Annotated in this window: 9 protein-coding genes; 6 read left to right on the top strand and 3 right to left on the bottom strand. The window is 68.4% G+C overall.

Translation table 11 applies throughout. The features are described from left to right. Positions 1-435: 435 nt before the first annotated feature. From HW532_RS20560 to fghA, 3 genes are all read left to right on the top strand, one after another. On the top strand, positions 436-4,107 hold the full coding sequence (locus tag HW532_RS20560) for a hydantoinase B/oxoprolinase family protein (RefSeq protein WP_213162243.1): 3,672 nt from the start codon (positions 436-438) through the stop codon (positions 4,105-4,107). A 90-nt stretch (positions 4,108-4,197) separates the two neighbouring features. After that, the gene (locus HW532_RS20555; RefSeq protein WP_213162242.1) at positions 4,198-4,800 is read left to right on the top strand and encodes a glutathione S-transferase family protein; all 603 of its coding nucleotides are present in this window, start codon (positions 4,198-4,200) and stop codon (positions 4,798-4,800) included. 79 nt (positions 4,801-4,879) lie between these two features. Next, entirely contained in the window at positions 4,880-5,719 is an 840-nt protein-coding gene (fghA, locus tag HW532_RS20550; RefSeq protein ID WP_213162241.1) for an S-formylglutathione hydrolase, read from the top strand. A gap of 433 nt (positions 5,720-6,152) precedes the next feature. Here fghA and HW532_RS20545 read toward each other — a convergent pair whose 3' ends face one another. Continuing rightward, a complete protein-coding gene (locus HW532_RS20545) occupies positions 6,153-7,553 on the bottom strand; it encodes a class II 3-deoxy-7-phosphoheptulonate synthase (RefSeq protein ID WP_213162240.1) in 1,401 nt (466 codons plus the stop codon). 310 nt (positions 7,554-7,863) lie between these two features. On the opposite strand from HW532_RS20545, the gene HW532_RS20540 reads away from it, so the two are divergent. Next, positions 7,864-9,033, top strand: coding sequence for a carboxylate-amine ligase (locus HW532_RS20540; protein ID WP_213162239.1), 1,170 nt, complete (start codon positions 7,864-7,866; stop codon positions 9,031-9,033). A gap of 158 nt (positions 9,034-9,191) precedes the next feature. Here HW532_RS20540 and HW532_RS20535 read toward each other — a convergent pair whose 3' ends face one another. After that, positions 9,192-9,416: a DUF2093 domain-containing protein gene (locus HW532_RS20535; protein WP_213162238.1), complete on the bottom strand. Its 225-nt coding sequence runs from the start codon at positions 9,414-9,416 to the stop codon at positions 9,192-9,194. Positions 9,417-9,676: 260 nt separating this feature from the next. Beyond that, entirely contained in the window at positions 9,677-10,582 is a 906-nt protein-coding gene (locus HW532_RS20530; RefSeq protein ID WP_213162237.1) for a LysR substrate-binding domain-containing protein, read from the bottom strand. Between the two features lie 122 nt (positions 10,583-10,704). Here HW532_RS20530 and HW532_RS20525 point away from each other — a divergent pair, with 122 nt between their 5' ends. Both HW532_RS20525 and HW532_RS20520 read left to right on the top strand, forming a co-directional pair. Further along, the gene (locus tag HW532_RS20525; RefSeq protein WP_213162236.1) at positions 10,705-11,865 is read left to right on the top strand and encodes a TauD/TfdA family dioxygenase; all 1,161 of its coding nucleotides are present in this window, start codon (positions 10,705-10,707) and stop codon (positions 11,863-11,865) included. Then, positions 11,862-12,656, top strand: coding sequence for a class II aldolase/adducin family protein (locus tag HW532_RS20520; RefSeq protein ID WP_213162235.1), 795 nt, complete (start codon positions 11,862-11,864; stop codon positions 12,654-12,656). The genes HW532_RS20525 and HW532_RS20520 overlap by 4 nt, the downstream gene beginning before the upstream one ends. Positions 12,657-12,792: the final 136 nt, after the last annotated feature.

Genomic DNA, 12,792 nt, shown 5'->3' with positions numbered 1-12,792 from the left:
CTTTGAAATTGGGGCAAAAGCGTGATTACGGATGGATCGTCGCTCTTGGCCGCATGTCTATCCTACACGAATCCTGCAGTGTCATGACAGCCCTGCCACCCAATCGTGCAGCAGGGGCCGGACAGGCCGGATCCCGCGCGGGATACCTTGCGGAACACCCAAATGCTCCGTACGCCAACAAAATGGCGAAGGCAACCGGACCGGCCACCTTATCCTCAGCCTGCGCCCTGCCCGGCCTCTCAGGCAACAACACCGGCAATTTGTTGACGTTTCATCTATAAAATGATCGTATTGCGCCGCTCAAGGGCTGCGGAGCCGAACGCCCTTGAGCCGGACCGGACCCGGAGGGGACAATCCGGTACCGTTCGACAAGAGCGGCGACGACCTTTCCGCGCCCGCCAGGGGCGCGTCTTTTCCGGCATGGGAGTGTCAGTCATGGACAACGGCGCGAAGTGGGATTTCTGGATCGACCGGGGCGGCACCTTCACCGACATCGTCGCGCGCACGCCGGAGGGCGGGATCACGGCGCACAAGCTCCTGTCGGAAAATCCCGAAGCCTATGAGGACGCCGCGATCCACGGCATTCGCGAGCTCATGGGGCTCAGCCCCGGCGCGCCGATCCCGGCGGAGAAGATCAACACGGTCAAGATGGGCACGACGGTCGCCACCAATGCGCTTCTGGAGCGCAAGGGCGACCGCACGGTCCTCGTCACGACGCGCGGCTTCAAGGACGCGCTGGAGATCGGCTACCAGGCCCGCCCCCGCCTCTTCGACCGCCATATCGTGAAGCCGGAACTCCTCTATGAGCGCGTGGTGGAGGTCGACGAGCGGGCCGATGCCGCGGGCAATGTCCTTCTGCCGCTCGACCCGGACAGCGCGCGCAAGGGGCTCCAGGAGGCCTACGATGCCGGCATCCGCGCCGCCGCCATCGTCTTCATGCACGGCTACCGCTTCGCCGATCACGAGCGCGCCGTGGCCGGGATCGCGCGCGAGATCGGCTTCACCCAGATCTCCGTCTCCCACGAGGTCTCCCCGCTCATGAAGCTCGTCGGGCGCGGCGACACGACGGTCGTCGACGCCTATCTCTCCCCGATCCTGAGGCGCTATGTGAACCGCGTGGCGCGCGCGCTGCAGGGCACCGCCGAGGCGCCCGCGAGGACGGCGTCGGCCGCCGCCGACGGGCCGGGCACGGCGTCGGCCTACGAGGAGGTGGCGGAGGCCGCCTGCCATCTCATGTTCATGCAGTCCCATGGCGGGCTCACCGCCGCGGAGCTCTTCCAGGGCAAGGACGCGATCCTGTCCGGCCCCGCCGGCGGCGTGGTGGGCGCCATCGAGACCAGCCGGATCGCCGGCTTCGACCGCATCATCGGCTTCGACATGGGCGGCACCTCGACCGACGTCTCCCATTTCGACGGCGACTACGAGCGCGTCTTCGAGACGGAGGTGGCGGGCGTGCGCATGCGCGCGCCGATGATGCGCATCCACACGGTCGCCGCCGGCGGCGGCTCGATCCTGCATTACGACGGCTCGCGCTTCCGTGTCGGGCCGGATTCGGCCGGCGCCGATCCGGGGCCGACATGCTATCGCCGGGGCGGCCCCCTCGCCGTGACCGACGCCAATGTGATGCTGGGCAAGATCATGCCCGACCACTTCCCCGCGATCTTCGGGCCCAATGGCGACGAGCGGCTCGACCGCGAGGCCGTGCGCGAGGCCTTCTCCGAGCTTGCGCGCGAGATCGGCGACGGACGGTCGGGAGAGGACGTCGCGGAGGGCTTCCTGAAGATCGCGGTGGAGAACATGGCCAACGCGATCAAGAAGATCTCGGTGGAGCGCGGCTACGACATCACCCGCTACGCGCTCACCTGCTTCGGCGGCGCGGGCGCCCAGCATGCCTGCCTCATCGCCGACACGCTCGGCATGACGAAGGTGCTGATCCATCCGCTGGCCGGCGTGCTGTCAGCCTATGGCATGGGGCTCGCCGATGTCCGCGCCAACCGCCAGCAGGCGGTGGAGGAGCCGCTCGACGGCGCGCTGGTCGAGAGCCTGCAGGCGCTGGCCGACCGCCTCCAGGGCGAGAACGCCGCGGAGCTCGAGAGCCAGGGTATCGCACGCGAGCGGACCGCGACCTTCGTGCGCGCCCAGATCCGCTATCGCGGCACCGACACGCCGCTGCTCGTGGCCTTCGGCGGGGCGGACGCGATGCGCGCGGAGTTCGAGGCCGCCCACAAGGCCCAGTTCGGCTTCGTGACGCCGGAGAAGGACGTGATGGTCGAGGCGCTGATCGTGGAGACGGTCGGCGGCGGCGAGCGCAAGGACGAGCCGGACAGCCCGGCGCGCGACGGCGCGCCCGCCGCCATCGACACGACGCGCATCTTCGCCGGCGGCGAATGGCTCGACGCCCCGGTCTTCGACCGCGAGCGGCTGAAGCCCGGCCAGCGTGTCGACGGCCCGGCCATCGTCATCGAGAAGCACAACACGGTCGTGGTCGAGCATGGCTGGCAGGCGGAGATCACGCCGAAGCTCCATCTCGTCATGACCCGCGTGAAGGCCCTGCCCAAACGCGTGGCAATCGGCACAAAGGCCGATCCCGTCATGCTGGAGGTCTTCAACAACCTCTTCATGTCGATTGCCGAGCAGATGGGCGTGACGCTGGAGAAGACCGCCTATTCGGTGAATATCAAGGAACGGCTGGATTTCTCCTGCGCGGTGTTCGACCACAACGCCCAGCTCATCGCCAACGCGCCGCACATGCCGGTGCATCTGGGCTCCATGGACCGCTCGGTGGAGGCTATCGTGGCGCAGAACCCGGAGATCCGGCCGGGCGATGTCTTCGCGCTCAACGCGCCCTATAATGGCGGCACGCACCTCCCCGACATCACGGTGGTCACGCCCGTCTTCGACGACGAGGGCGAGCGGCTGCTCTTCTATGTGGCGAGCCGCGGGCACCACGCCGATGTCGGCGGCAAGGCGCCGGGCTCCATGACGCCGCGGGCCACGACCATCGAGGAGGAAGGCGTCGTCATCGACAACTTCAAGCTCATCGACCGGGGCCGCTTCCGCGAGAGAGAGCTCTACGAGCTGCTGTCGTCGGGCCCCTATCCCTGCCGCAACCCGGACCAGAACGTCGCCGATCTGAGGGCCCAGATCGCGGCCAACGAGAAGGGCGTGCAGGAGCTCAAGAAGATGGTCGCCCAGTTCGGCCTCGACGTCGTCCAGGCCTATATGGGCCACGTCCAGGACAATGCGGAGGAGAGCGTGCGCCGGGTGATCGACGCGCTGCATGCCTCGGAATTCTCCTATGAGATGGACCAGGGCACGGTCATCAAGGTGAAGATCACCGTCGACAAGGAGACGCGCTCCGCCCGCGTCGACTTCACCGGCACGAGCCCGCAGCAGACGTCGAACTTCAACGCGCCGCGCCCCGTCACGCGGGCCGCGACGCTCTATGTCTTCCGCTGCATGGTCAACGACCAGATCCCGATGAATGCCGGGTGCCTGAAGCCCATTGAGCTCGTCATCCCGGACGACTGCATGCTGGCCCCGGTCTATCCGGCCGCCGTGGTCGCGGGCAATGTGGAGACGAGCCAGGCGGTGACCGACACGCTGTTCGGCGCGCTCGGCGCCATGGCCGCCGCGCAGGGCACCATGAACAACACCAATTTCGGCAATGACCGCTACCAGTATTACGAGACGGTCTGCGGCGGCTCGGGCGCGGGCCCGGGTTTCGACGGCACCTCCGCCGTGCATACCCACATGACCAATACGCGGCTCACCGACCCGGAGGTGCTGGAGCTGCGCTATCCGGTGATCCTGGAGACGTTCGAGGTGCGCCGCGGCTCCGGCGGCAAGGGCGAGTGGCATGGCGGCGACGGCACGACGCGGGTCATCCGGTTCCTCGAGGAGATGGAGGTCTCGCTGCTCACCGGCCATCGCCGCGTGCCGCCCTTCGGCCTTGCCGACGGGGAGCCAGGCGAGTGCGGCGCGAACGCCGTGCGCCGCGCCGACGGCACGGTGGAGCCGCTTGAGGGCTGCGACCAGACGGTCTGCCGCCCCGGCGACGCGCTGATGCTCAAGACGCCGTCGGGCGGCGGCTACGGCAAGGCGTGAGGGCGCTTCGCCGGGATGTCCGGGAAACGGCTGGACCGGGACGTATGTTCATGATATGTTCCGGTCCTTCTGCCAACCGGGGATCGCACGATGAAACTCTACTGGGCACCGCAGTCTCGGTCGTCGCAGGCCTTGCGGATACTGGAGGAGGCGGGCGCCGAGTACGAGCGCGTCACCGTCGACATCCGGGCGGGCGGCCAGGACGATCCGGCCTTCCGGGCCATCAATCCCATGGGCAAGGTGCCCGTTCTGGAGGACGAGGGGGTGATCGTCGCCGAATCCGCGGCGATCTGCGCCCATGTCGCCGACCGGTTCCCGCAGGCCGGGCTAGCCCCGCCGCCGGGCGATCCGATGCGCGGCGCCTATTTCCGCTGGCTGTTCTTCGGGCCCTCCTGCATCGAGCCGGCCATCGTCCAGAAGGTCACCGGCCTCGATATCGACAAGGCGACGGCCGGCTGGGGCAGCTACGCGCTGGTGCTCGACACGCTCGAGGAGGCGCTCTCCTCCGTCGGCCCCTGGATCCTGGGCGAGACCTACTCCGCCGCCGACGTCGTGATCGGCTCCGGCCTCAATTTCGGGATGATGTTCGAGCTGATCGAACCGCGCGCGGCCTTTTCGGCCTATGTGGAGCGGTTCAGGGCGCGCCCCGCCATCCAGCGCGCAACGAAGATCGAGCTGCAGGCCGGAGCCTGATGACGCCCGGCCCGCAATCGGGTATCCCTGCCCCCTATCGCGACTGAGACAACCGGCAGACACAAGGGTATAGCGGCTCATGGGCATCGAGACCATCGGCACCTGGAAATGCTTCGGCGGCACGCAGGGGATCTACCGCCATGCGAGCGAGGCGACCGGCACGGACATGCGCGTCTCGGTGTTCATGCCGCCGGAGAGCGCCTCGCCGCCGCCCGTCCTCTACTGGCTGTCCGGGCTCACCTGCACTGAGGAGAACTTCACCGTCAAGGCCGGCGCGCAGCGCTACGCCGCCGAGCACGGGCTCGCCATCGTCGCGCCCGACACCTCTCCGCGCGGCGAGGGCGTTGCGAATGTCGACGACTACGATTTCGGCCAGGGCGCGGGCTTCTATGTGGACGCGACGCAGGCGCCGTGGGCCGAGCATTTCCGCATGTACAGCTATGTGTCGGAGGAACTGCCGGCGCTGATCGCGAAATCCTTCGCCGTCGACGGCTCGCGTCAGGGCATTTGCGGCCATTCCATGGGCGGGCACGGGGCGCTGACCGTCGCCATGCGGAACCCGCAGCGCTTCCGCGCCCTCTCCGCCGTCTCGCCCATCGTCGCGCCGAGCCGCACGCCCTGGGGCGAGAAGGCTCTCGCGGGCTATCTCGGCGAGGACCGCGAGGCCTGGCTCGCTCACGATGCCTGCGCGCTCGTGGAGACGCGCGGCTGGGGCGGCGACATCCTGGTCGATCAGGGCACCGACGACGAGTTCCTCGCCGACAAGCTGCGCCCGGAGCTGTTCGAGGAGGCCTGCGGCAAGGCCGGCGTGCCCCTGACCTTGCGCATGCAGGAGGGCTACGACCACAGCTACTATTTCGTCGCCACCGTCATCGGCGACCACATCGCCTGGCACGCGGAGCGGCTGAAGCGGGACTGAACACTCGGGCGCCGGCGCCCCGCCCCGGACATGCCGACTGTTGCCTCCGGTCAGCCCGCCACGCGCTGGAATTTGCATCTTGCCAGCCCGTCATGCGCTGGCAATTGCATCTTTCTGCTCATCCCGGCGAAAGCCGGGATCTCATGAGATTTTGCTCGAGATCCCGGCTTTCGCCGGGATGAGCGGGTTGTCGGCCTCACCGCCCGGGCACGCAGTGGCCGGCGCTCCCCTGCGCCGCCTACCCTCGTCATTCCCGCGAAAGCGGGACTCCACAAACAGTGGAAGAGACATGGATTCCCGCTTTCGCGGGAATGACGGACAGGGAATGCCGCATGCGAGACAGGCCGCCGGAGCCCCCGGGACCGCGTCCCGGGGTGGCACTGTCTTCGAAGGTCCGATGGAACGCCCCGTCCGGAGACGGGAGCCGCCGCGCCTACTCCGCGGCGTCCATGGTCTCCTCCACCTCGTCGCCGGCGGGGTGGAAGGCGGGCTCCTTCTTGAGCTCCTCGGCGATCAGGAAGGCGAGCTCGAGGGCCTGGTCGGCATTGAGCCGCGGGTCGCAATGGGTGTGGTAGCGCGCCGACAGGTCGGCATCGGTCACCGACTGCGAGCCGCCGGTGCATTCGGTCACATTGCTGCCGGTCATCTCCACATGGATGCCGCCGGCATGGGTGCCCTCCGCCTGGTGGACGGCCATGAAGCCGCGCACCTCCGAGAGGATGTCGTCGAAGGGCCGCGTCTTGAAGCCCGTCGTCGCCTTGACCGTATTGCCGTGCATCGGATCGCTCGACCAGAGCACCACGCGCCCCTCGCGGCTCACCGCCCGGATGAGGGCCGGCAGCTTCTCCTCAACCTTGTCCGCGCCGAAGCGGCAGATCAGGGTGATCCGCCCGGCCTCGTTCTCCGGGTTCAGGATGTCGAGAAGCCGGATCAGCTCGTCGGGATCGAGCGAGGGACCGCATTTGAGGCCGATGGGGTTCTGCACGCCGCGGCAGAACTCCACATGCGCACCGTCCGGCTGGCGGGTGCGGTCGCCGATCCACAGCATGTGGCCGGAGGTCGCGTACCACTCGCCGGAGGTGGAATCGACGCGCGTGAAGGCCTGCTCGTAGCCGAGCAGCAGCGCCTCGTGGCTGGTGAAGAAATCCGTCGTCTTGAGCTGGGAGGCCGTGTCCGGATTGATGCCGCAGGCGCGCATGAAGGCGAGCGTCTCGGTGATCCGGTCGGCGATGGCCTGATAGCGTGCGCTGGTCAGGCTGTCGCGCAGGAAGCCGAGCGTCCAGTTATGGACGTGCTCCAGATTGGCGTAGCCGCCTTGCGCGAAGGCGCGCAGCAGGTTGAGCGTCGCCGCCGCCTGCCGGTAGGCCATGATCTGGCGCTCCGGATCCGGCTCGCGCGCGGCCTCGTCGAACTCGATGGAATTGATGATGTCGCCGCGATAGCTCGGCAGCTCGCGGTCGCCCTGCTTCTCCGTCGACGAGGAGCGCGGCTTGGCGAACTGGCCGGCGATGCGGCCGACCTTCACCACCGGCGAGGAGGCCGCGAAGGTGAGCACCACCGCCATCTGCAGGAACACGCGGAAGAAGTCGCGGATATTGTCGGCGGAGTGCTCCGCGAAACTCTCCGCGCAATCGCCGCCCTGGAGCAGGAAACCCTTGCCTTCCGCCACCTTGGCGAGCTTGCGCTTCAGGCGCCGCGCCTCGCCTGCAAAAACGAGCGGCGGATACCCCGAAAGCCGGGCCTCGACATCGGCGAGCTTGTCCAGGTCCCGGTATTCGGGCACCTGCACGATCGGCTTTGCTCTCCAGCTTTCCGGCGTCCACTGCTCGGCCATGATCCGTCACTCCCAAACATGTCTCGCAAGGCCGCCATGTCGTTCAAGGGCGCGGCTTGCGTCATCGCTCGTCTTGTTCGCGTGTCTTCAAGCATCCGGTCCGGGGCCCTCGGGCTCCCGGCCGCGCCGCCCCTCATGGCCATCGACCGGCGGCATGCCTTGAAAGGCTCGAAAGCGGGGTTATACACTTTCACCCGCGCAAAGGCCAGCCATGCGGACACATCGCCGCGCGCCGGAAAGCGGGGCCCGGCCCTGAGGGCGGCGGGCCCGCCCGCTTGCCACGCCGGCGGCCCTCCGGCACACTCCGGCGATGGCGCTGAGGGAACCGAGTTTCTCCATCGGGATCGAGGAGGAGTATCTCCTTGTCGACCGGCAGACGCGCGATCTCGTCGCGCGCGCCCCTGACGGGCTGATGAGCGCGTGCGAGACCGCGCTCGAGGGGCAGGTCAGCCCGGAATTCCTGCAATGCCAGATCGAGGTCGGCACCCATGTCTGCGAGACGCTCGGCGAGGCGCGCCACGACCTCGCCCGGCTGCGCTCGGCCATTGCGGAGGTCTCCGCGGGACACGGCCTCGCCCCCATCGCCGCCTCCACGCACCCCTTCGCGAAATGGGCCGACCAGCGCCACACCCACAAGGAACGCTACGAGGTCCTGGCGAAGGACCTCCAGGTGGTGGTCCGGCGCATGCTGATCTCGGGCATGCATGTGCATATCGGCATCGAGGACGAGGATCTCAGGGTCGATCTGTTCAACCAGCTCGCCTATTTCCTGCCCCATCTCCTGGTGCTGTCCACCTCCTCGCCCTTCTGGCAGGGCCGCGACACGGGGCTGAAATCCTACCGGCTGATCGTGTTCGACAGCCTGCCGCGCACCGGCCTGCCGCCCGACTTCTCCAGCTATGGCGAGTATGAGCGCGTCGTGCAGGTGCTCGTCCAGGCGGGGCTCATCGAGGATGCGACCAAGATCTGGTGGGACCTGCGCCCGTCGGCCCGGTTCCCGACGCTGGAGCTGCGCATCTGCGATGTGTGCACGCGGCTCGACGACGCCATCGCCATCGCCGCGCTGTTCCGCTGCCTCGCCCGCATGCTCTACCGCCTGCGGCGCGACAACCAGCGCTGGCGCTCCTACGACCGGTTCCTGATCAACGAGAACCGCTGGCGCGCGGTGCGCTACGGGCTGGCGGAAGGCCTGATCGATTTCGGGCGCGGCACGGTCGCCGCCTATGCCGACCTTCTGGAGGAGCTCCTGACGCTCACCCGCCCCGATGCGGAGCATTTCGGCTGCACGGCGGAGCTGGAGCATGCCCTGACCATCGTCGCGCGCGGCACCAGCGCCGACCGGCAGCTGGCGAGCTACAATACCGCGATCACGGAGGGGGCGAGCGAGGCGGACGCGCTGAACGCGGTCGTCGACACGCTCATCGCGGAGACGGTTCAGGACCTGCCGGGAGATGCCCGGAGCGGAGTACGGTCAGGCTGAATCGGTATGTCTTCCGCTCATCCCGGCGAAAGCCGGGATCTCTTTCCCGATACGCCTGAGATCCCGGCTTTCGCCGGGATGAGCGGGGTGTTTCAGCCCGACCGTACTCCGCTCCGGAAGGACCCGGCCGGGCCGGTCCTGCTGTCACGGCATGCGCCCTAGCCCCGGCCGTGCACTTCCAGATAGCGCTTGAAGGAGACCTCGGGCGAGCTGTAGGCCTCCTGGAGGTCCGGGTCCCAGTAGCGCAGCTGGTCGAGCGGGATCGGCTCGCCGGTCACCGCGCAGCGCACGAAATCGCCGGGCGTGACCACCTGATAGTCGCCGCTCAGATAGCGCAGCTTCGCCTCACGGCCACCGATGAAATTGGGTTCGTAGCGATTCATTCCTGCAATCCGTCGTCGCAAACCGGCCCCTCGGGCCGTCTTCCCCATAGATAACCACGCGAAGCCTCGTTGGCCAGCGCAAGCCGCAACGATCGGGCGGCGTGTCGTGTCCCGCAAGGCGGCACCGGCCCGCGCTCCCACGAGTCCTCGCGTTTAGAACGGCACCAGCCCACGCCCCCACCCGGCCACCCACGGGATCATAATTTTATGGGTGGCCGGGTGGGGGCGTGGGCCGGTGCCGTAGCGCTCGGGTAGCCCCCTCATGCCTCCGGCCGGGCGGCCTCCCCGGCAAGCCAGGCGGTGGCGGCGGCGACGGCCGCGGGCGAGCGCGGGCGGTCCGCCGCGACGAGATAGAAGGCATCCTCCGGCACGACCGTGGCGTCCATGGCGTAGTCGAGCCGGCCTTCGCGCACGAGGTCGCCGGTGATCGAGCGCCAGCCCAGCATGACGCCCTGCCCCGCGAGCGCGGCCTGGGTCGCCTGGACGTAATTGGTGAAATGGAGGCCCTGGCGCCGGCCGGCGGCGGGCAGGCCGGCCCGGCGCAGATAGGCGCCCCAGGGCGTCCAGCGCCCGTCCTCGACATTGACGTGGATGAGCGTCGCCGCCTCCAGCCCGCCGCCCGCCTCCGCCAGCCGCGCGGCGAGTGCGGGACTGCAGACCGGGTCGATCCGCTCGTCGAAGAGATGCGTCACGACGCCGTCGTTCCATTTGCCGTCGCCATAGCGGATGGCGATGTCGACCCCGGCGGTCAGGCCCGGCGCGCCCTGCTGCGTGGTCATGACATTGATGGCCATGTCCGGATTCCGGTCGTAGAAGCCGGCAAGGCGCGGCATGAGCCAGTACGTCGCGAAGCCCACCGAGCAGGCGACGGTCGCCGAGGGGCCCACCCCGGCGTTCAGCCGCTCGATATCCTCTATGGCCTCCGCGATAAGCCCGAGCCCCTCCGCGGTCGCGCGGTGGAGCAGCCGGCCCGCCTCCGTGAGCCCCGCGGGCCGCGTGCTGCGGTCGAGCAGCGTCGCGCCGAGATGCGCCTCGAGCTGCCGCAGGGCCTGGCTGACGGCGGGCTGGGAGACGTTCAGCTCCGCCGAAGCCGGCCTTACGCCGCCATGGCGGAGCACCGCCTCGAACACGGTCAGCAGGCGCAAGGGGGGTAGAGCGCGGCTCACACTATAACCTGTCGGTTAATCTAGATTGAGATTTATACCCCTTCCGCCACGCCCCGGGCAATCCCTATCGTGCTGTGCGGAAACGGAAAAATCGTCACATCCCATATCCATCGGAGTTCAGCATGGCGGACGATGTCATCGGCGAAATCGCGCGCCCCGGCGCAGCCTGTGGCGAGGTGGCCCTTGGCGAGCGCGGCCTTACCGTGCCGCTCGGGGACGGCTCCACGGCCTATTTCAACTATTACTGGCTGCGCGACAACTGCCCCACCTCCTTCGACCGCGAGACCCGGGAACGGGTCTTCGACATCTTCCACGAGGAGCGCGCGCCGGTGCCCGCGAGCGCGCATGTCGACGGCGACGCGCTGGAGATCGTGTGGCAGGGCGACGGGCATGTCACGCGCCACGCGCTCGACTGGCTGGCCCACTATGCCGGCGGCGCGCCGCGCCCCGACCCGGCCGACCTGCCGCGCCGGCCGTGGTATTGCGACCATTACGAGCACATGGCCCGGTTCCCGCAGCCCGAGCTCATGCGCGACCGGGCGCTGGTGGCGAAATGGATCGAGGCTCTGCTGGTCGACGGCGTCGCCATCGTGACCGACATGCCCGACACGGACGAGGGCCTCACCGAGACGGCGCGCCTGATCGGCCAGATCCGCCCGACCTTCTTCGGCACCTATTTCGACGTCAGGACGCATATCGAGCCGACCAACCTCGCCTATACGGCCAAGGCGCTCGAGCTGCACACCGACACGCCGGCGGAGGACGCGGCACCCGGCGTCCAGTTCCTGCATTGCCGCGCCAACAGCGTGGAGGGCGGGCGCAACCTGTTCCTCGACGGCGTCGCGGTGGCGAACGACCTGCGCGCGGCGAGCCCGGAGGACTTCGCGCTCCTGTCGGAGACCCTCATCCCCTATTATTGCGAGCACGACACCTACGACATGCGCTCGCGCCAGCGGGTCATCGAGCTGGACAGCCATGGCGAGGTCTCCGGCGTGACCATCAGCCAGCACATGGCCGATATCTTCGACCTGCCGCAGACCGTCCTCGACAGCTACTATCCCGCCTTCTGCCGGTTCGGGCGGATGCTGCAGTCGGAGAAATACGTGATGCGCTTCGGGCTCAGGGCGGGCGAGTGCATCGTGTTCGACAATCACCGCATCGTGCACGGCCGGGCCGGCTATGTGGCCGAGAGCGGCGATCGCTATCTGCGCGGCTGCTATACCGACCGCGGCGAGATGCGCAGCACCTACCGCACCCTGACCACGCAAGGACGGTTCAGATGACGACGACCGAGACCGCGCGCCCGCGCGCTTCTGCCGAGGACGCCAAGACCGCAAAGGCCGGCGAGACCGACGAGCGCGCGCTGCGCGTCGACCTTGCCGCCGCCTTCCGGCTCGCGGCCCGGTTCGACTGGCACGAATCCGTCGGCAACCACTTCTCCGCCGCGGTCTCCGGCGACGGGACGCGCTTTCTGATGAACCCGCGCTGGCGGCATTTCGCCACCATCCGGGCGAGCGATCTCCTGCTGCTCGACGCGACCGACGCGGATGCGATGGACCGCCCGGACGCGCCAGACCCGTCGGCCTGGTGCATCCATGGCAGCATCCACCGCGCGCGCCCCAATGCCCGCGTGCTGCTCCACTGCCATCCTCCTCACGCGACGGCGCTCGCCGCCCTGCAGGACCCGACCATGAAGCCGATCGACCAGAACACGGCGCGGTTCTTCGGCATGGTCGGTATCGACCGAGACTTCGGCGGGATCGCCGACGATGCGGCGGAAGGCGCACGGCTCGCGGCGGCCTTCGGCAACCACCCCGTGCTGCTCATGGGCAATCACGGGGTGACGGTGTCGGCGGAAACGGTCGCGGAGGCCTTCGAGCAGCTCTATTTCTTCGAGCGCGCGGCGAAGACGCTGATGCTCGCCTATGGCAGCGGCCAGCCGCTCAACGACATGTCCGACGAGATCGCGGAGAAGACCGCGCGGGGCTGGCGCGACTATGACGGCATGGCGTTTGCCCATTTCGACGCGCTCAAGGACATGCTGGACCGCACCGACCCCTCCTACCGGGACTAGGGGCATCTTTTACCGGGACGGGCGGCCGTGTTTTCGCTCAAGGTCGTGGCTTGCGCGCATTGACCTTTTCGCGCGCGCAGCGTATCCGGCTCCGCGAGAGTTCTCAAAGCCCGACGAGCGCCCGCGCGCGAGAAAG

Source organism: Kaustia mangrovi (assembly GCF_015482775.1).
Classification (GTDB): domain Bacteria; phylum Pseudomonadota; class Alphaproteobacteria; order Rhizobiales; family Im1; genus Kaustia; species Kaustia mangrovi.
Note: the sequence above shows the minus strand (reverse complement) of the source record. Positions and strands in the feature narration are given on the sequence as shown.